Genomic DNA, 18,818 nt, shown 5'->3' with positions numbered 1-18,818 from the left:
TCGTTATAGCTTCTTAACTATTGGCCACCTAATTAGAGGTGCCTGGGGCGGACGGCGCACCAGTGACCATGCGCTGGGTGAGGCTGATGTTCGCGGTTCCCGACACCAGGTCGTTGCCGAACTGTTCCAGCTGCTTGTCCTGCGCGGACGTCGACGGCGTGGTGCCGTCAACGAACTCGGACCAGGTCAGGATCAGATAGTGGCCCTTGAACTGGGCCTCCACCACGCCCGTGCCCTTGCCGAGCTTCTGCGCGACGCCCTTGGATGCCGTCAGCGGCGCGATGAAGTCGCCCTGTCCGACGACCTTCCCGGCGTAGTGCGCCTGGTTGGTCGTCTCCAGGTTGACCACGCCGATGGTGCCCATGATCTTGCCGTCGTCCGACAGATAGGTGGCGCGCAGCACCTGCGTGCACTTGCCGGCCTTCAGCGCCTTGCTGAGGTCGGGGCCGATCACCGCGTTCGAGCAGGTCTTGTCCAGCTTCGTGGTGACGAGCTGGTAAGAGATCTTGTCCGCCTCGATCTTGAACGCGGGCGGGAACAGTTCGGTCGTCGTCAGTGCCGTCGGGTCGTCCTGGCGCAACTCGATGTGACAGTACATGCCGAGTTGCTTGTCGCACGCCTGCTGCGATGACTGTGCGCTGCCGGTGGGCAGCGGTCCAGTCACGCTCGCGGTGGTAACCGGAGACTTCGGCTTAAGGACGAAGACATAGGCCGCGGCCCCGGCGACGCCGACAACAACGACCGCGAGCGCGGCGAGCAGCAGCCGCTTGCCGCCGGACCCTCTGCCCTTGCCGCCCCTGGCCGCTCCGCGACCGCCGCGATCTCCGCCGCGCGAATCCATCTCGTCGTCGTAGCGCTCGCCGTAGGGATCGGGGGCCATGCCGTAATCGCCGTAGTCGTCGTAGCCCTGGCCGCCGCCGGGCGCGCCCTCGTACGGGGCGGGCTGACCGTAGTCGTCCTGTCCGTATCCCGGGTCTTGCCTCGGGTAGCCGCCGTCGCGGTAGTCGTCGTATTCGCTGCCGCCGACGGGGTAGCCGCCGCTTGTCCCGGGTGCCTGCTGGCTGTGTCCTTGCCGGCCGGGGGCCGGCGGGTAGCCGCGGTCGAGATCGTCGTCGCGCAGCGCGCCGCGCGGTCCCGTGCCGTACTCGTCGATGATCCGGCCGTTAAGCCGGTAGGTGCCGGTGTCCGCGAAGCTCGCGCCGTTCGCGGCCGCGGGCTGGCCGCCGTACCAGTCGTTTCCCGCGTCCTGTGCTGGGTATCCGCCTGAGCCCTGCGGCTGGGCCGGGTACCCGCCCGAGCCCTGCGGCAGTGCCGGGTATCCGCCGGACTGCTGGTAGCCGCCGTCCATCCGCGGCTGGCCGCCCGAGCGGTATCCGGGCTGCTGTGCGTAGCCGGCATTGCCGCCCCAGCCCGGCTCGGGCCCCGCGCCGTACTGACCGTCGTACTGTCCGTTGTTCTGCCCGTATCCCGGGTCCTGCCCGGGGTAGCCGTCTTCCGGCCCGTGGCCGTACCCTGCGCCGCCCGCGGCGGCATAGTCGTCGTCCTGCCAATAGCCGCGTGACCTGTCGTCCCACGCTCCAGCGGCTCCCGCTCCAGTGCCCGACGACGATTGCCGCGGCGGTTGGCGCCCCCAGGCCCCGTTCTGGCGGGAGGCGTCCTCACCCCGGTTTCCCATATCATTGAGACTAGCGTCGGTTCCACTATCGACACGGGTAGATCAGCCTTTTTGCGGCACCACGGGCCGGCCGGGCCCCGCGGCGCACGAGTCGCTGCGCGGGTGCGGTAGGCTAGTGCGGTACACGGCAGGAGGGTCTGCGCGCACTTTGGCAGCGGGCGTGGATTAGAGTATGCTGCATTGGCGTCATCCGCGACGAGCAGCATTTCCGGCTGCGATGACCCAGCTCTTGGATTGCCGGTAACTGGGTCCTGAGGATCACGAACCACATGCGAAGGCTTAACGACTGTGCGCACTTTCAGCCCGAAGGACAGTGACATCACGCGTCAGTGGCATGTCATCGACGCCACCGACGTCGTGCTCGGCCGCCTGGCCAGCCATGTGGCAGTGCTGCTGCGGGGCAAGCACAAGCCCATTTTCGCTCCGCACGTCGACACCGGTGACTTCGTCATCGTGATCAACGCGGACAAGATCGCCCTCAGCGGTGCCAAGCTGGAGGACAAGAAGGCCTACAGGCACTCCGGTTACCCGGGCGGCCTGACCGCGGTTAGCTACAAGGACATGATGGCCAAGCACCCGACGCGGGCCGTCGAGAAGGCGGTCAAGGGGATGCTTCCCAAGAACTCCCTCGGCCGCAAGACCTTGGGCAAGCTCAAGGTCTACGCGGGTCCGACGCACCCGCATCAGGCGCAGCAGCCGCAGCCGTACGAGATCCGGCAGATTTCCCAGTAGCGCCGCAAGGAAGCGTGAGGAAGAGCAACGTGGCCGAGCCCACTGGCGTAGAGACGCCCGCAGACGACACGGCTTACTTCGATCCGGAGTATGTCGCCGAGGAAGAAACCGACGGCGAGGACGCCCCGTCGGAGTACACCACCGAGTCCTCGGAGGCCGCCGCGCCGCGCGCCGCGCGCCGTCCGGTGGTCACCGGTCACGCAAACGGCCTGGGCCGCCGCAAGGAGGCCATCGCCCGCGTGCGCATCGTCCCTGGCACGGGCCAGTGGAAGATCAACGGCCGGACGCTTGAGGTCTACTTCCCGAACAAGGTTCACCAGCAGATCGTCAGCGAGCCGTTCGTGACGCTCGGCGCGGAGGGCCAGTTCGACGTCATCGCGCGCATTGGCGGCGGCGGCGTTTCCGGTCAGGCGGGCGCGCTGCGCCTAGGCGTGGCCCGCGCCCTGACGCTTGTGGACCCGGAGAACCGCCCGCCGCTGAAGAAGGCCGGCTTCCTCACCAGGGACGCCCGGGCTACGGAGCGGAAGAAGTACGGACTCAAGAAGGCCCGTAAGGCGCCTCAGTACTCCAAGCGTTAGTCTCGGCTGGCCACCCAGGTTTACCGATATGGGCCGAATCTTCGGTACTGACGGTGTACGCGGGGTCGCCGGCGTCGAACTGACGGCCCAGCTTGCCATGGACCTAGCGGTCGCGGCGGTGCCTGTACTGGCACCGGCCGCGGCCGTTGCCAGTTCTGACCGCCGTCCCGTCGCGATCATCGGGCGCGACTCACGCGCGTCGGGGGACTTTCTCGAGGCGGCCGTCGTGGCCGGGCTCGCGAGCTCCGGTGTCGACGTGCTCCGGCTTGGCGTCATCCCCACGCCCGGCGTCGCCTACCTTACCGGCGCGCTCGACGCGGACTTCGGCGTCGTCCTGTCCGCTAGCCACAATCCCGCCGCGGATAACGGCATCAAGTTCTTCGGGCGCGGCGGCGTCAAACTGCCCGATGAGACGGAAGACGAGATCGAGGCCGTTATGAACGGCGGTGAGCGGCCGGCATCCGCTTCCCCCGTCTTCGGCAGGGTCACCGACGCCTACTCCGCGCACGAGACCTACCTCGACCACCTGCTCGCCACCCTGCCGTCCGCCGATGGGCAGCCGCCGCTGCGCGGACTTCGGGTAGTGGTGGACTGCGCGCACGGCGCCGCGTACAGCATCGGCCCGCGCGCGCTGCGCAGGGCGGGCGCCGAGGTGATCGCGATCGGCGCCGCGCCTGATGGCGACAACATCAACGCGGGCGTCGGGTCTACCCACATGGACGCACTGGCGGCGGCGGTGCTTGAGCACGCGGCCGACGCCGGCCTCGCCTTCGACGGCGACGCGGACCGCTGCCTGGCGATCGACGGCGACGGCAAGACCCTCGACGGTGACCAGATCCTCACCGTGCTCGCGTCCAGGCTCAAGCAGGACGGCCAGCTCACCGGCGATGCCGTGGTGGTGACCGTGATGTCTAATCTCGGCTTCCACGCCGCGATGCGGGAGTCGGACATCAGGGTGGTGGAGACCCCGGTCGGCGACAAGCATGTCTACGCCGCGATGACGGAGGGCGGCTACGTGCTCGGCGGCGAGCAGTCGGGGCACATCATCCAGATGGGCCACGCGACGACCGGGGATGGCGTGCTGACCGGCCTGCACCTGCTCGCCGCGGTGAACAGCATGGGCATTCCGGTGTCTGCCGCCAGGAAGATGATGACCAAGTACCCGCAGGTGCTCCTCAACGTGCGCGGTAACAAGGACCGGGCGATGGCCGATGAGGCGGTGGCCGACGCGGTGCGCGCGGCCGAGTCCCGGCTTGGTGACGCGGGCCGGGTCCTGCTGCGGCCGAGCGGGACCGAGCCGGTCATCAGGGTCATGGTCGAGGCGCGCGAGTCCGTGCTCGCCGAGGAGGTCGCCGGGCGGCTGGCGGACGTGGTTCGCCAGGCAATGGCATGATCATTGGCGTCGGCATCGACGTCGTCGACGTGGCTCGCTTCGAGCAGTCACTCACCCGGGCTCCGAATATGGCCAGCCGCCTGTTCACCGAAGGCGAACGAGGCCTGCCGCTGCGTTCCCTGGCGGCCCGGTTCGCGGCGAAGGAGGCCCTCGCCAAGGCGCTCGGCGCGCCGCGCGGCCTGCTCTGGACCGACGCCGAGATCGTCTCTGGCCCGGACGGGCGCCCGCGCCTCCAGGTCAGCGGCACCGTGGCGGCCGCGGCGGACAGCCTCGGCGTCATCGGCTGGCACATCTCGCTCAGCCATGACGGGGGCATCGCGAGCGCGGTTGTGATCGCGGAGGGCAGCGCGGGAGGCGGCAGGCCGGCCGGGCTCGGCTGGGTCTGACCTGAAGAGGGCGCGTCGCCGGTGCCCGTCCCCGGGCAACGGGGGAGACTAGGCAGCATGCGTGATGCCTACTCGGTTGCCAAGGTGCGGGCGGCGGAAGCCGCGCTGATGTCGATTGTCCCGGACGGCGCGCTCATGCAGCGGGCGGCAGCGGGGCTCGCCTCGGTCTGCGCCGGCCTGCTCCGCGATAGCGCGGGCCGCGTCTATGGCGCTAGGGTGGTGATCCTCGCCGGGACGGGTGACAACGGGGGCGACGCACTCTACGCGGGCGAACGGCTGGCCAGGAGGGGCGCGTCGGTGACGGTCATCCAGGCGGGGCCGCGACTGCACGCGGGAGGCGGACGGGCGCTCACCGCGGCGGGAGGCAGGATCATCCGCGTGGCAGAGCCGGACGATCCGGACGCGACACGGCCGGATCTCGCGGGGACTGACCTGCCAGGGACTGGACAGGCGAATGGCGGCGGGCACGACATCGGGTACGAGGTGCGCAGCGAGATCGGGCATGCGGACCTGATCATCGACGGGCTACTCGGCATTGGCGGCAGTGGCGGTCTCCGCGAGCCCTATGCCACCCTCGCAGCCCTCGCGGACAACACGAGGGGCGCGCTCATCGTCGCGGCCGACCTGCCGTCGGGCGTGGACGCGGACTCCGGTGCGGTCGACGGCCCCGCGGTACGCGCCGACGTGACGGTGACATTCGGGACGATGAAGCCCGGGCTGCTCATTGACCCGGCCGCCAGGCATGCCGGGGTGGTCGAGCTCGTCGACATCGGGCTCGGCCCGTTCCTCGACAAGCCACCGGATGCCCGCGCCCCGCAGGCCGGTGACATCGCGGAGCTGATTCCCCGGCCCACCGCGGAGTCGGACAAGTACCGGCGCGGCGTGCTCGGCCTGCTTGTCGGCAGTGACCGGTACACGGGGGCGGCGCTGCTCGCGACCGGCGGTGCGGTGCACGGCGGAGCGGGCATGGTCCGGCTCGTCACCTTCCCCGTCGCCGCGGCGGCGGTTAGGCAGGTCCACCCCGAGGTCGTCATCACGGAACTGAGCGGGGCGGGCGGCCCGCGGTTCCCGCAGGACGTGGGGCGGGTACAGGCGTGGGTGGCCGGACCTGGGATGGGAACCGACGAGGAGGCGGCGCGGCGGCTGGCTGCCGTGCTCGCGACCAGCCTGCCCGTCCTGGTGGACGCGGACGGGCTGACCCTGATCGCCAGCCATCGGGAGATGCTGCCGCGGGCCGCGCCCACGCTGCTCACCCCGCATGCGGGGGAACTCGGCAGGCTGCTCGGCGCTGACCCGGCTGACGTCGAGGAGCGGCGGCTCGAGCACGCGCGGCGGGCGGCCATCTCGTTCGGCGCGTGCGTTCTGCTCAAGGGCTCCACGACAGTGGTGGCGCCGCCCGGCGGCATCGACCCGGTGCTCGTGAACACCACGGGGACCCCGTGGCTCGCCACCGCGGGGACCGGGGACGTCCTTGCCGGGCTGGCGGGTGCGCTGCTCGCCCAGGGGATGCTGCTGCCGCAGGCGGCCATCACCGCCGCGTACCTGCACGGGCTGGCCGCACGGCTAGCCGCGGCCGGCGGCAGTGCTGACGGGGATTGGGCTGGCCGGCATTGGGCTGGCCGGCATTGGGCTGGCCGGGACGGGGCGGCCGGTGATGGAGACTGGACGGCTGGGTCGGCGCCGATCGGCGCCGCCGACGTGATCCGCGCACTCCCGCGCGCGTTCCGCCTAGCATGATGTCCATGGACAGCCACGCGGAAGCCACCGTCGAACTGAGCACCATCAGCGGGAATGTCGAGGCGCTCTGCGAGCATGTGGCGCCCGCCGCGGTCATGGCGGTCGTGAAGGCCAACGGCTACGGCCATGGGGCGGTCCCCGCGGCGCACGCCGCCGTCGACGGCGGCGCCGCCTGGCTCGGCGTGGTGCACGTGGCCGAGGCGCTCGAACTGCGCCGGGCGGGCATCGACACCCCGCTGCTTTGCCTGATGGCCATCGGCTCCGATCAGCACGCGGATGCCATCGCCGCCAGTGTGGATCTGTCGGCGGGCTCGGCAGGCATGGTGCGGCGAATCGCCGCCGCGGCGGCGGGAGCAGGCCGTCGCGCGCGGGTGCACCTCAAGGCGGACACCGGGCTGAGCAGGGGCGGCGCCACCCTGGCCGACTGGCCGTCGGTGCTCGAGACGGCCCGGCAGGCGGAGGCCGCGGGCAGCATCGTGGTCGCGGGCGTCTGGTCCCACTTCGCCTCGGCGGACGATCCGGGCAATCCCTCCATCGAGGCGCAGCTTGCCGCGTTCAAGGAGGCGCTGGCCGTCGCCGAAGGCGCGGGCATCACGCCGCAGGTGCGGCACATCGCCAACACGGCGGCCGCCCTCGACGTGCCGGATTCCCGCTACGACCTGGTGCGGGTCGGCGGCGGTACCTACGGCCTCGCCACGCTTCCCGGTGGACCGCCGCCCTGGCTGCGCCCCGCGATGACGCTGCGGGCGAGGCTGGCGCTCGTGAAGCGGGTTCCCGGGGGAACGGGTGTGTCCTACGGGCACCGGTACACGACGTCCCGCGAGACGACGCTCGGCCTCGTTCCCGTCGGTTACGCCGACGGGATACCGCGCGCCGCGATCGGCCTGCCGCTGGTGTGGGCGCGTGGCCAACGGTGGCGGATCGCCGGTACCGTCTGCATGGATCAGCTGATGATCGACTTCGGCGACGAACCGGTGGCGGAAGGAGACGAAGTGGTGATCTTCGGACCGGGCGATAACGGTGAACCGACGGCACAGGAGTGGGGAGACACCCTGGGCACGATCTCGTACGAGATTGTCACCGGGATCGGCGCGCGCGTGCCGAGGGCGCACCGTGCCTAGCGCCGGCTCGGCGGAGCTGCCTGTCACCCTCACCGTCCCGGCGGCAGCGCAGATGCGCGCGCTCGGCAGGGCACTCGCCACCCAGTTGCGCGCCGGGGACCTGGTCATACTGAGCGGCGGGCTCGGCGCGGGTAAGACCACGCTGACCCAGGGCATCGGGGACGGGCTTGGCGTCCGCGGTCCGATCACCTCGCCCACCTTCGTGATCGCCCGGGTGCATCCGCCGTTGCGCGGTAACGGCGCCGCGGTTTCGCCGGCCGGCCAGCGGCCGGCCCTGGTGCACGCCGACGCCTACCGGCTTGGCAGCGCGCTCGAACTCGACGACCTTGACCTGGACACCGACACCTCCTCCTCGGTGACGGTGGTGGAGTGGGGCGAAGGACTTGCCGAGGGACTCGCGGCGGACCGGCTGGAAATCGCCATTGCACCGGAGCCAGGCGGGAGCGGCGAACTGGACGACATGACGGCGGACAGGGCACGCACGGTGCGCATTTCCGCCGTTGGCGAGCGCTGGGAAGGCATCAAGTTGCCCCTCGCGGACCTCGCAGATCGTCTATAGTTCGGCTTTGTACCGCTCCTTTTCGTACGTTCTGCCTGGTCTTAGGTCACAAACCCCCCGGAGGCATTGCCGTGACTGAGCATGGGTCATTCCCCGGCCGGCCGCGCGGCCGCCGGGCGCGTCAGGACAACGACGTGCCCGAGTGGCAGGGGTATGACGCCACACCGCAGGATCAGCGGGAATTCCCTGATCTCGCGCCGATCCGCCCCAGGGAGGCCCGGGCGCGCGATGGTCGCGCGCAGGGGGGCTGGCAAGGACAGCAGGGTCAGGCGGCGCAGCAGGGCGGTTACGGTTACCCCGAGCCGTCCGCTGGCGGCGGCTACCCGCAGGGCGGCCAGCAGGCGCCAGGCGGCTACGGCGGCGGTCAGTACGGCAACGGATACCCGAGCGGCGGGCCGGCCGCACCGCAGACATGGCCCGGGCAGGCCGGCCAGGACCAATCCTGGCCCGGACAGGCGGCGCAGCAGGAGCAGGACTGGCCTGGGCAGGCGCCCTGGCCGGGATTGCAGGCGCCGTCGGGGCCGCAGGCACAGGCTCCGCAGCAGCAGGCCCCGCAGCAGCAGGCTCAGCAGCCATCCCAGCAGATGGACCCGCAGGACGAGGACGTGCCGTCCTGGGCCGAGCCCGACTCGGTTGAGGCGTTCTCCGCGCGCTGGCACCGGCGCGGGCTTGACTCGCGCGGCGAGCGCCGGGCCGGCCGGCGCAAGCGGCGGCGGCTGTGGATCGCCGTCGGCAGCGTGGTGGCCGTCCTTGCCGCCGGGCTCGGCTACTTGCTGAGCGGCGGTCCTGGGGCCGCCAACCTCGGCTTCGGCAGCTTCGTGACCCAGTTCCTGCCCGGTGAACTCCAGCAGGTGCCAAACCCGTGCACGGCGGTCCCCTCCGCGACGCTCGGCAAGTACCTGCCGGGCAAGCTCAAGCAGGCCTCGCCGCCGCTGAACTCCGGCGCGAACACCGAGTGCACCTGGACGCTCGACGCGGCACCGACGTACCGGGTCCTCCAGGTGCAGTTGGTCGCCTACTCGCCGAGCGGGCTCGCCTCGGGGAACGGCAGTGCCACGTTCGCGGCGCAGGACGCCTACGAGTCGTTCCAGAACGGCTTTACCTCCCCTGGGCCGAAGAGCGGGCAGCCGAAGGCCGTCGTCAAGGACCTGACGGGGATGCCGGGCGGCAACGAGACCTCCGCCTTCCAGGCCACCCAGGTGTTCGACCGCGGCGGTGCGACCATGGACGTGGCCAACGTCCTTGTCCGCTACCGCAACGTCATCGTCACGGTCGTGGTGGACGGACTTCAGCAGTCGAGCAAGGGCAAGAACTACGGGCCCGTCTCGATGAGCGACCTCACCGCGGCCGCGACCACGGTCGGCCAGGAGATGGCGGCCAAGATCGTCGGCTGAGGCGCCGCCACGATGCCCGCACGGGCCGCGGCTTCGACTACCCTCATTGGTCGTGCTGCTGCTCGGACTTGACACCGCGACGCCCGCAGTAACTGTTGCGTTGCATGACGGCGGTCAGCCGCTGGCCCAGCTTGTCACGGTGGACGCGCACCGCCACGCGGAGCTGCTCGCGCCGGCGATCGCGAAGGCCGTCGCCGATGGAGGCGCCTCGCAACGTGACCTGACGGGCATCGTGGTCGGGGTCGGCCCCGGCCCCTACACCGGCCTGCGGGTCGGCCTGGTGACCGCGCGGGTGCTCGGCGCCGCGCTCGGCATCCCGGTATACGGCCTGTGCAGCCTCGACGTGATCGCCGCCGATGTGGTCTCTGGCGGCCACGACGCTGAAGTCAGCCGGCCCGCGGGCGACTTCCTTGTCGCCACCGACGCGCGGCGGCGTGAGCTGTACTGGGCGCGCTACGACAGCGCTGGGACGAGGCTGTCCGGCCCGGAGGTGTCGCGGCCCGCGGAGATCCCCGCGGCGGGACTGCTCGCGGCCGGCGAGGGACCGATGCTCTATCCAGAGGTGCTCCCCGACGCGGTCGGCCCCGCCTACCCAGCGGCCGCGACCCTGTGCCGGATCGCGGTGGCGGCCCTGGCGGGGGGCGACCCTGGCAGCACCCTGCTCCCGCCGGAGCCGCTGTACCTACGGCGGCCCGATGCCCGTGAGCCAGGCGCGCCGAAGCGGGTGACGCCGTGATGACCAGCACGCCGGGCAACGCGGCGGGAACTCGCCTGCGCGCTCTGGAACAGGCGGATCTGGTGGACGTGCTCGCGCTTGAGCACGAGCTGTTCCCCGAGGACCCGTGGACGGCGGAGATGTTCGCCGGCGAGATCGCCCAGCCGCCGGAGAGCCGGCTCTACCTGCTCGCGGAGGCGGACGCGGGCGACGGCGGCGTCGAAAGCAAGGAGAGCGTCAGCGGGCGCGGTGCCCCGGGTGGCACGGCCATGGCCGGCTACGCCGGGATGATGTTCCTGCCCGATGGCACCCAGGCCGACGTGCTGACGATCGCGGTCCGCGCCGCTTTCTGGGGCAGGGGAATCGGCTCCGCACTGCTCGGCGCGCTGCTCGCCGCGGCGCGCGACCGTGGTTGCGCCGAGGTCTTCCTTGAGGTCCGTGCGGACAACCCGCGGGCACGGGGACTGTACCTGCGGCGCGGATTCGAGGAGATCGGCGTGCGCCGCGGCTATTACCAGCCATCGGGCACGGACGCGATCGTGATGCGGAAGGACCTGCATCCATGAGCGAGCTTGCGAGCGAATCGGTAAGTACAGTGCGTCCGCGAATGCGGACTCCGAGCGCCAGCGAGGTGTCCTCATGAGCGTTCCGGCCGGCGGCCCGCTTGTGCTAGGCATCGAGACGTCATGCGATGAGACAGGCGTCGGCATCGTGGCGGGCCGTGAGCTGCTCGCCGACGAGGTTGCCTCGTCGATGGACCAGCACGCCCGCTTCGGCGGCGTGGTGCCGGAGGTGGCGAGCAGGGCTCACCTGGAGGCCATGGTGCCCGTGCTTGACGGCGCCTTCGCCAAGGCGGGGGTGCGGCCGTCAGACATCGACGCTGTGGCGGTGACCGCGGGCCCTGGACTTGCCGGCGCGCTCATGGTGGGCGTCGCTGCGGCGAAGGCCTACGCCTACGCGCTCGGCAAGCCCCTCTACGGCGTCAACCACCTGGCGGCGCACGTGGCAGTCGACCAGCTTGAGCACGGCCCGCTTCCGGCGCCGTGCGTGGCGCTGCTCGTCTCTGGCGGCCACTCGTCGCTACTGCTGGTGCCGGACGTGACCGGCGAGATGACCTCGCTAGGCTCGACGATCGACGACGCGGCGGGTGAGGCCTACGACAAGGTGGCCCGGGTCCTTGGCATGCCCTTCCCCGGCGGTCCGCCGATCGACAGGGCGGCGAAGGAGGGTGCGGCCGACGCGATCAGGTTCCCGCGCGCCAAGCTGCACGACGGCACGCTTGACTTCTCGTTCGCGGGGCTGAAGACAGCCGTGGCCCGCTGGGTGGAGGCTCGCGGCGATGCGGGAGAGCCGGTTCCGGTGGCGGACGTGGCCGCCTCCTTCCAGGAGGCCGTCGCTGACGTGCTGACCCGCAAGGCGGTGAGCGCCTGCCGCGAGCACGGCGTCACGGACCTGGTGATCGGCGGCGGGGTGGCGGCCAACTCCCGGCTGCGGGCCCTGGCAGCCGAACGCTGCGCTTCGGCGGGCATCCGCTTGCGGGTGCCGCGGCCGGGCCTGTGCACCGACAACGGCGCGATGGTGGCGGCGCTCGGCGCCTCGATCGTGGCGGCGGGCCGTCCGCCGTCCAGCCTGGCCCTCCCGGCTGACTCATCGCTCCCGGTCACCGAGGTCCTGGTCCCCTGACCTAGCCCCTACCTGCCTGAGCGTGAGCTGCTGCTTGTGGAAATCGAAGTGCTGGGCCGGATAGTGATACAGGTCGGCCACGGTCATGAAGTCCTTGAAGAAGGGATCCCACCGGACGGGGTAGTGCATCCCAGAATGCAGCCTTGCGCCGGTCTCTGCGCGAAGCCGCCGCTCCAGCGCCATGGTGACCCGGTCCAGCGTCGCGGCCATCCGCCGAGGGGGGAAGACCCTCGCCCCGAGGCAGGAGCCCAGGTAGTTGACCCAGTGAAACGGCCCGGTCATTTCGTCCAGCGCCTTCGCAAAGACCCGGCTGGCACTGACAGGCATGCGGGTGAACATCCCGGCCAGCACCAGCAGCGGCCGCATGAGCAGGTATCCGAACAACATGTGGAACAGCAGCTGCTGGTTGGTCCACCGGGTCCCGCTGGACTCCCTGGCCAGGTCATCGGGACGGGCATCTTCTACCAGGCGGCGAAACGTCGCCCGGGCACCCCTCAGCTCCTCGTAGATTGCCTCACGGTCCACCATGTCCACTGAGATCACCAGCTAACCAAGCCCGTATCCTCGCGTTATCTCCAGCGAGCCTAACCAGTGCAACCTGAGACCGGCCTGAAGAGTCTGCTGCGCCAGGGCGTCACCGGATGTGCGCTTGCCTTGACAGGGCGATTTCACTCATTCAGGATTGAGTCAATGAGCAGTGAGGAGACAGCGGAGCTGGAGCGCCGCGCCGCGGTGCATGCGGCGCTGGCCGACCCGGCACGGCTGCAGGTCACCGATGCGCTGGCTGACGGGGATGCTTCGCCGTCGGAGCTGGCGGCCATGCTGGGGATGCAGTCCAACCTGCTCGCTCACCACCTGCACGTGCTCGAAGAGGCGGGCCTAGTCGTTCGGCGCCGTTCTGACGGCGACCGGCGGCGGACCTACCTGCGGCTGGTGCCTGGGGCGCTGGACTCTCCGGCCAGGCCCTCGCTGTGGGCCGCTTCGCGGGTGCTGTTCGTGTGCACCGCCAACTCCGCCCGCTCGCACCTGGCGGCGGCGCTGTGGAACCAGGCAAGCAAGATCCCGGCAGTGTCGGCCGGGACCCACCCGGCCCCGGTGATCGACCCAGGCACGATCGCGGCCGCGCGGCGGCACCGGCTGCCGCTGGTCCGGCAGCGGCCACGGCAGTTGGCTGAGGTCCGCCACGATGATGACATGATCGTGGCGGTCTGCGACCTCGCGCACGAGGAACTGGGCGGCCTGGCCGCTCTGCACTGGTCGGTCCCTGATCCTGTAGGGGCCGGCGGCCCGGAGAATTTCGACGCGGCGGTTACTGAGCTTCGCCGCCGTGTCGGGCTGCTCGTCCCCAGACTCGCGGACGCTTGCTGACCCTGCTCACGGTCTGGTCCTTGTGTCCTGACGCGGGGGCGACGGCGCGGCAGCCGCCAGTGCCGCGCCTGCGGCGGCGGTCGCGGCAAGGATGGCGAACAGTGCCGGGTAGCTGCCCGCGGCGGTGGCGATCGCCACGCCGATGCTGGGTGCGACCGCGCCGGCCGCGATCAGGGGTGCGTTGAACACGCCGTTGAGTACCGCGTAGCGGTGCGGCCCCCAGTAGTCCGATACGACGGTGGCCTCGGTGAGTGTGAACACGCCGCGGACTGCCCCGGCCAGCATCGACGCGGCGACGAGCAGCACCGCGGGGCCGGGCAGCAGCCCGAGGAGCAACGTGACGCCGGCGCCGGCGCCGATGATCGCGACCATCCTGGCGCGGGTGCCGAGGCGGGCGGCCAGGGCGCGGTAGCAGAGCCGGCCGGCGACCTGCCCGGCACCGCCCAGACCGAGCGCCCACGCGGCCAGCCCGGCGGACAGCCCCCGGCCTTCCAGCAGCGGTACCAGGTTCACCAGCGCCGCGTACTGGGCGAAGGCGCACAGCGTCGCCGCCGTGACCAGGAGCAGGAATGGCCGGCTTGTCAGTACGCTGGCGTCCGGCCCTGGCGCCCGGGCGGTGCTGTCCGCCGTGCAGGGATGTCCCGGGTTCCACGGTGGCCGGAGGGCGAGGGCGTGGGCGGGGATGGTGACCAGGCCCAGGACGGCGGCCAGGGTGAAGTAGACCGCGCGCCAGCTCATGCGGGTGTCCAGGGCCGAGGCGAGCGGTGCGAATATGGTGCTGGCGAACCCGGCGGCCAGCGTGAGGGTGGTCAGCGCCTGGACACGACGCGGCCCATACCAGGCGGTCAGTGCGGCGAAGGCGGGCGGGTAGTACAGTCCGGCGCTCGCGATCCCGGCGGCCAGCCACGCCACGAGGAACCAGCCGTAGGACGGCGCGGCGCCGATGGCGGCGACGGCCAGCATGCCCGTGACGCTGGCGGCGGTCATGACGAGCCGGGGCCCGTGCCGGTGCAGGAGACGGCCGGCCGGGATGCCGGCCAGCGCCCCGGCCAGGTTCCCCGCCGAGTACGCGGCGGTCACCCCGGTGGGGGACCAGCCGGTACCCGCGGTGATCTGCCCGGCCAGCACGGGGAACGCGTAGTAGATGACCCCGTAGGACACGATCTCGGTGACGCACAGGGCGGCCAGCGCCTGCCGCCGGGACCCGCCCTGCTGCGGCGTGTTCTCGGCGGCGGGCGCTGCGATCGCCATGTCAGGCGCTGGCGGAGGCGAGGCCGATCTGCAGCACCTGCGGCGCGGGCGCGCAGCAGCCGCCGCTGACGCCGTCGGGGTCGTCGGGGAGGCCGCCGCCGCTGCACACCCCGGTGTCGGGCAGCACGAGCTCGCGCCGGCCGGCGGCCTCGCGGTCGCCGGCCAGCTCGGCGGCGATGCTGCGGACCTGCTCGTACCCGGTCATGGCGAGGAACGTCGGCGCGCGCCCGTAGGATTTCATCCCGGTCAGGTACAGGCCCGGCTCGGGGTGGGCCAGGTCGGCAGCCAGGGTCGGGGTGGCGGTGCCGCAGGAGTGCACGTTCGGGTCGATGTCGGCCGCGATCCTCCGTGGCGCCTGGAGTACCGGGTCCATGTCGAGCCGTAGCTCGCTAAGGAACGACAGGTCCGGCCGGAAACCGGTCAGCACCACCACGGCATCCGCCGGGGGCAGCTCCGTGCCGTCCTCGGCTTCCAGCACCGCCCGCCCTGCCGCGTCCAGGCTGATGCGCGCGGTGCGGAACCCGGTCACCAGCCCGGCCAGGCCGTCCTGGACGGCCTGCTTGGCCCGGGTGCCGAGCGCGCCCCGCTCGGGCAGCTGGTCGGCGGTACCTCCGCCGAAGGTGCCGGCGGTGACGCCGTGGCGGATCGCCCAGGTGATCGCGGTGCCCGGGTGAGCGCGGGCGATGCGGGCCAGCTCGATGACTGCCGTGGCCGCCGAGTGCCCGGAACCGACCACGACCGTGTGCTTGCCGGCGAACGCCTGCGGGGCGGAGAAGTCCGGGATCTGGTAGCGGATCACCCCGGCGGCTGCCTGCTCGCCGAGGGCGGGCAGGCCGTCCGCCCCGGCCGGGTTCGGGAGCCGCCACGTCCCGGACGCGTCGATCACGGCCCGCGCCTCCAGCCGCTCCTCGCCGTCGTCCTGGCCGGAGACGTGGACGGTGAACGGCTGCCCGTCGCGTCCCGCGCCGGCCAGCCGGTCGCGTCCCTTGCGGGACACGCCGGTCACCCGGGTCCCGTACCGGACCCGGCCGCCCAGTCCCTCTGCCAGCGGAGCCAGGTAGCGGGCGATCCACTCGGCCCCGGTCGGGTAGCCCTGCGCCGGCGGCTTCCAGCCGGACGGTTCCAGCAGCCGGGCGGCTGCCTGGTCCACCAGCTCGGGCCACGGCGAGAACAGGCGCACGTGCCCCCATTCCGCCACGGCCGCCGCCGGGCCGTCCCCCGCCTCGAGTACCAGTGGCTCAAGGCCGCGCTCCAGCAGGTGCGCCGCCGCAGCCAGCCCCTGCGGGCCGGCGCCGATCACGATCACGGGCAGTTCGCTCATCACTCCGCCTTCTCCCATCCAAAAATCTCGATGCATTGAATATTCTCGATGCATCGAGTTTTGTCAATCAGTATGGGAGAATCGGTTCATGACGAGCGTGCCACTGCCCCTGCTGCCCGGTGACCTGGCCGCGTGCTGCGCGCCAATCGCGGGAGGCGTGCTGGACGAGGAGGCCGCCGAGCGGATCGCGCAGGTGTTCCGCGCGCTGGGCGACCGGCACCGGGTCCGGCTGCTGTCGCTGATCGCCGCCGCTGACAGCGGCGAGGCCTGCATCTGCGACCTCACCGGCCCGGTGGGCCTGTCCCAGCCGACGGTTTCCCACCATATGAAGCAGCTCGTCGAGGCCGGCCTCATCACCCGCGACCAGCGCGGCAAGTGGGCCTACTACCGCGTCGTCCCCGGCGCGCTGCTGACGCTGAGCGACACCCTGCGGGCCTCGGAAACCGCCGCCGCGCCCCATGGCTGAGCCTGGGCCGTAACCGCTGGATGTGAGCGCCGCCGCGAGCATCCCCGCCTGCGGCCTGGTGCCGTCCGGCCGTTCGCGCTCGCCCGGCGGGCCGCGCCTCTCCCAGGCTGCCACGCGCTGCCCCAGCGGGCCGCGATGCCCGGCGGCGCCAGGCCGTCCTGTTCCGGATCACTGCCGCAGACCGGGCATTCCTGTTTTTACTCACTATTATTTGACTCAACCTTGACTGACTTATCTCAAGTGCGCCAGCATGGTCGTGTGACCAGTGCATCTATCCAGCTGCCGCGCCGGCTCGCGGCTGAGTTCCTCGGCAGCGCCTTCCTCGCCGCGATCGTCATCGGCTCTGGAATCGCCGCGCAGCAGCTTTCACCGGGGAACACGGGACTGCAGCTTCTTGAGAACGCGGCGGCGACCGCGGTCGGTCTGTTCGCGATCATCTTGATGTTCGGGCCGGTGTCCGGCGCGCACTTCAACCCGGTGGTGTCGTTCGCCGACGCCGCGTTCGGCGGCCTGTCCTGGCGGGACGCCGCCGCCTACCTGCCCGCGCAGGTCGCCGGCTGCTTCACCGGGGCGGTCGCCGCGAACGTGATGTTCGCGCAGGCCGCGGTGTCGATCTCGACCAAGCACCGGGCGTCGGGGCCGCATGCGCTGTCGGAGGTGATCGCCACCGCCGGCCTGATCCTGGTGATCTTCGCCCTTGCCCGGGCCGGGCGGGCGGCCAGCGCGCCGGCCGCCGTCGGCGCCTACATCGGCGCCGCGTACTGGTTCACGTCCTCGACCAGCTTCGCCAACCCGGCGATCACGATCGGCCGCATGTTCTCCAACACGTTCGCCGGGATCGCCCCGTCCTCGGCGCCGGTGTTCATCGCCGCGCAGATCGGCGGCGGCATCGCCGGCGTCCTCATCGTCCGCGGGCTGTATCCCGCGCTCACCCCAGCCCAGGCCGGCACCGCCATCGTGCCGCACGGCAGCGACAGCCTGGACACGGCGGACGGCGACGCCCGCCGTGCGAAGCGCTAACCACCTAGCCACCACGGAGGTACGCAATGCACATCGTCGCCGTCGGCGGGAGCGACGCGGGGATCAGCGCCGCCCTGCGCGCCAGGGAAGTGGATCCCGGCACCGAGGTGACGGTTGTCGCCGCCGACGCCTACCCGAACTTCTCCATCTGCGGCATCCCCTACTACGTCTCCGGCGAGGTCACCCACTGGCGCAACCTCGCGCACCGCACCAGCGCCGACCTGGAAGCGACCGGGATGCGCCTGCGGCTGGACACCACCGCCCGCCACATCGACGTATCCGGCCACAAGCTGCTGGTCACCGGCCCCGACGGCACCGAGGAGCTGATCGGCTACGACCAGCTCGTCATCGGCACCGGCGCGGTCCCGGTCCGGCCGCCGATCGCCGGCCTCAGCGAACTCGGCCCCGCCGACGGCGTGCACCTGCTGCACTCGATGGACGACACCTTCGCCATCATGCGCACCCTGGAAGAAGACAACCCCGCCAGCGCCGTGATCGTCGGAGCCGGCTACATCGGGCTGGAAATGGCCGACGCGCTCAGCGTCCGCGGCCTGGCCGTCACCCAGATCGAGCAGCTGCCAGAAGTCCTGCCCACCGTCAGCACCTCACTCGGCGCCCTGGTGCACGCCGAACTGGAAGACCGCGGCGTGAACGTGCTCACCGGCACCGCCGTCAAAGCCATCAGCCGCGCAGGAAACGGCGAGCCCGCACGGCTGCGCGTCGACGCCGTCACCGCGGACGGGCAGGAAGTAACCCGGCACGCCAGCATGGTCCTGGTCGTCACCGGGGTCCGCCCCGAGACGGCCCTGGCGGCCGGGGCCGGCGCCAGCCTCGGCGCCGGCCGCGCGATCACCGTCGACCGCGCCATGCGCACCGGGATACCCGACGTGTACGCCGCCGGGGACTGCGTCATCACCCACCACCGGCTGCTCGGCGAAACCTACCTGCCGCTCGGCACCACCGCGCACAAGCAGGGCCGGGTCGCCGGGGAAAACGCCGCAGGCGGGCGGCGCGAGTTCGCCGGCAGCCTCGGCACCCAGGTCGTCAAGATCTTCGACCACGCCGCCGCCCGCACCGGGCTGCGCCACCACGAAGCCGTCCAGGCCGGCTACACCCCGCTCACCGTCGCCTCCGAGGCCGATGACCACAAGGCCTACTACCCCGGCAGCCACCGCATCGCGATGCGGTGGATCGGCGACCGCGACACCGGCCTCCTGCTCGGCGTCCAGCTGTTCGGCCACAAGCACGCCGAGATCGCCAAGCGGATCGACATCGCCGCCACCGCCATCTACAACGGCATGACCATCGACGCCATCAGCGACCTCGACCTGTCCTACACCCCGCCACTAGGCAGCCCCTGGGACGCCATCCAGGCGGGCGCCCAGGCCTGGATGCGCCAGGTCCCCATCTCATAACCGC

Annotated in this window: 19 protein-coding genes; 15 read left to right on the top strand and 4 right to left on the bottom strand. The window is 71.5% G+C overall.

What is annotated here, in order from left to right; translation table 11 throughout:
* Nucleotides 1-28 precede the first annotated feature (28 nt).
* Nucleotides 29-1,675, bottom strand: coding sequence for a hypothetical protein (locus EAS64_RS08300; RefSeq protein WP_145852070.1), 1,647 nt, complete (start codon nucleotides 1,673-1,675; stop codon nucleotides 29-31).
* A gap of 288 nt (nucleotides 1,676-1,963) precedes the next feature.
* Between EAS64_RS08300 and rplM the strand changes: the two genes are divergently transcribed.
* From rplM to tsaD, 11 genes are all read left to right on the top strand, one after another.
* Nucleotides 1,964-2,407 (top strand): 50S ribosomal protein L13, encoded by a 444-nt coding sequence (rplM, locus tag EAS64_RS08295; RefSeq protein WP_145852068.1) that lies wholly within the window; start codon nucleotides 1,964-1,966, stop codon nucleotides 2,405-2,407.
* Nucleotides 2,408-2,436: 29 nt separating this feature from the next.
* Nucleotides 2,437-2,985 carry a 30S ribosomal protein S9 gene (gene rpsI / locus EAS64_RS08290; protein ID WP_145852066.1) on the top strand — a complete coding sequence of 183 codons (549 nt, stop codon included), beginning with the start codon at nucleotides 2,437-2,439 and terminating at the stop codon, nucleotides 2,983-2,985.
* Nucleotides 2,986-3,013: 28 nt separating this feature from the next.
* Nucleotides 3,014-4,378, top strand: a complete 1,365-nt coding sequence (gene glmM / locus EAS64_RS08285) for a phosphoglucosamine mutase (protein ID WP_145852064.1) — start codon at nucleotides 3,014-3,016, stop codon at nucleotides 4,376-4,378.
* Nucleotides 4,375-4,764 (top strand): holo-ACP synthase, encoded by a 390-nt coding sequence (locus tag EAS64_RS08280; protein ID WP_145852062.1) that lies wholly within the window; start codon nucleotides 4,375-4,377, stop codon nucleotides 4,762-4,764. The genes glmM and EAS64_RS08280 overlap by 4 nt, the downstream gene beginning before the upstream one ends.
* A gap of 57 nt (nucleotides 4,765-4,821) precedes the next feature.
* Nucleotides 4,822-6,501, top strand: a complete 1,680-nt coding sequence (locus EAS64_RS08275; protein WP_145852060.1) for an NAD(P)H-hydrate dehydratase — start codon at nucleotides 4,822-4,824, stop codon at nucleotides 6,499-6,501.
* Between the two features lie 5 nt (nucleotides 6,502-6,506).
* Nucleotides 6,507-7,622, top strand: coding sequence for an alanine racemase (gene alr / locus EAS64_RS08270; RefSeq protein WP_145852058.1), 1,116 nt, complete (start codon nucleotides 6,507-6,509; stop codon nucleotides 7,620-7,622).
* A gap of 52 nt (nucleotides 7,623-7,674) precedes the next feature.
* The gene (tsaE, locus tag EAS64_RS08265) at nucleotides 7,675-8,181 is read left to right on the top strand and encodes a tRNA (adenosine(37)-N6)-threonylcarbamoyltransferase complex ATPase subunit type 1 TsaE (RefSeq protein WP_145852430.1); all 507 of its coding nucleotides are present in this window, start codon (nucleotides 7,675-7,677) and stop codon (nucleotides 8,179-8,181) included.
* 71 nt (nucleotides 8,182-8,252) lie between these two features.
* Nucleotides 8,253-9,575: a hypothetical protein gene (locus EAS64_RS08260; protein WP_145852055.1), complete on the top strand. Its 1,323-nt coding sequence runs from the start codon at nucleotides 8,253-8,255 to the stop codon at nucleotides 9,573-9,575.
* A gap of 52 nt (nucleotides 9,576-9,627) precedes the next feature.
* Complete coding sequence (gene tsaB, locus EAS64_RS08255) at nucleotides 9,628-10,311, top strand: tRNA (adenosine(37)-N6)-threonylcarbamoyltransferase complex dimerization subunit type 1 TsaB (RefSeq protein WP_145852053.1); 684 nt, start codon at nucleotides 9,628-9,630, stop codon at nucleotides 10,309-10,311.
* Nucleotides 10,311-10,856 carry a ribosomal protein S18-alanine N-acetyltransferase gene (rimI, locus tag EAS64_RS08250; RefSeq protein ID WP_145852050.1) on the top strand — a complete coding sequence of 182 codons (546 nt, stop codon included), beginning with the start codon at nucleotides 10,311-10,313 and terminating at the stop codon, nucleotides 10,854-10,856. The genes tsaB and rimI overlap by 1 nt, the downstream gene beginning before the upstream one ends.
* Before the next feature lie 73 nt (nucleotides 10,857-10,929).
* Nucleotides 10,930-11,973 (top strand): tRNA (adenosine(37)-N6)-threonylcarbamoyltransferase complex transferase subunit TsaD, encoded by a 1,044-nt coding sequence (tsaD, locus tag EAS64_RS08245; RefSeq protein ID WP_145852048.1) that lies wholly within the window; start codon nucleotides 10,930-10,932, stop codon nucleotides 11,971-11,973.
* On the opposite strand, the gene EAS64_RS08240 is transcribed toward tsaD, so the two are convergent.
* Nucleotides 11,938-12,516 (bottom strand): DinB family protein, encoded by a 579-nt coding sequence (locus EAS64_RS08240; protein ID WP_222849082.1) that lies wholly within the window; start codon nucleotides 12,514-12,516, stop codon nucleotides 11,938-11,940. The genes tsaD and EAS64_RS08240 overlap by 36 nt on opposite strands.
* Nucleotides 12,517-12,663: 147 nt before the next feature.
* On the opposite strand from EAS64_RS08240, the gene EAS64_RS08235 reads away from it, so the two are divergent.
* The gene (locus EAS64_RS08235; protein WP_145852046.1) at nucleotides 12,664-13,341 is read left to right on the top strand and encodes an arsenate reductase/protein-tyrosine-phosphatase family protein; all 678 of its coding nucleotides are present in this window, start codon (nucleotides 12,664-12,666) and stop codon (nucleotides 13,339-13,341) included.
* Between the two features lie 6 nt (nucleotides 13,342-13,347).
* Here EAS64_RS08235 and EAS64_RS08230 read toward each other — a convergent pair whose 3' ends face one another.
* Nucleotides 13,348-14,592 (bottom strand): MFS transporter, encoded by a 1,245-nt coding sequence (locus EAS64_RS08230; RefSeq protein ID WP_145852045.1) that lies wholly within the window; start codon nucleotides 14,590-14,592, stop codon nucleotides 13,348-13,350.
* 1 nt (nucleotide 14,593) lies between these two features.
* Nucleotides 14,594-15,916, bottom strand: a complete 1,323-nt coding sequence (locus EAS64_RS08225; protein WP_145852428.1) for an FAD-dependent oxidoreductase — start codon at nucleotides 15,914-15,916, stop codon at nucleotides 14,594-14,596.
* An 85-nt stretch (nucleotides 15,917-16,001) separates the two neighbouring features.
* Between EAS64_RS08225 and EAS64_RS08220 the strand changes: the two genes are divergently transcribed.
* The 3 genes from EAS64_RS08220 (at nucleotide 16,002) to EAS64_RS08210 (ending at nucleotide 18,814) form a co-directional block, all read left to right on the top strand.
* Entirely contained in the window at nucleotides 16,002-16,379 is a 378-nt protein-coding gene (locus EAS64_RS08220; protein ID WP_145852043.1) for an ArsR/SmtB family transcription factor, read from the top strand.
* 258 nt (nucleotides 16,380-16,637) lie between these two features.
* The gene (locus EAS64_RS08215; protein WP_222849081.1) at nucleotides 16,638-17,399 is read left to right on the top strand and encodes an aquaporin; all 762 of its coding nucleotides are present in this window, start codon (nucleotides 16,638-16,640) and stop codon (nucleotides 17,397-17,399) included.
* 26 nt (nucleotides 17,400-17,425) lie between these two features.
* The gene (locus EAS64_RS08210) at nucleotides 17,426-18,814 is read left to right on the top strand and encodes an FAD-dependent oxidoreductase (RefSeq protein WP_145852039.1); all 1,389 of its coding nucleotides are present in this window, start codon (nucleotides 17,426-17,428) and stop codon (nucleotides 18,812-18,814) included.
* The last annotated feature ends 4 nt before the right edge of the window (nucleotides 18,815-18,818 follow it).

The organism is Trebonia kvetii, from assembly GCF_007827045.1.
In the GTDB taxonomy this organism is placed as follows: domain Bacteria; phylum Actinomycetota; class Actinomycetes; order Streptosporangiales; family Streptosporangiaceae; genus Trebonia; species Trebonia kvetii.
Note: the sequence above shows the minus strand (reverse complement) of the source record. Positions and strands in the feature narration are given on the sequence as shown.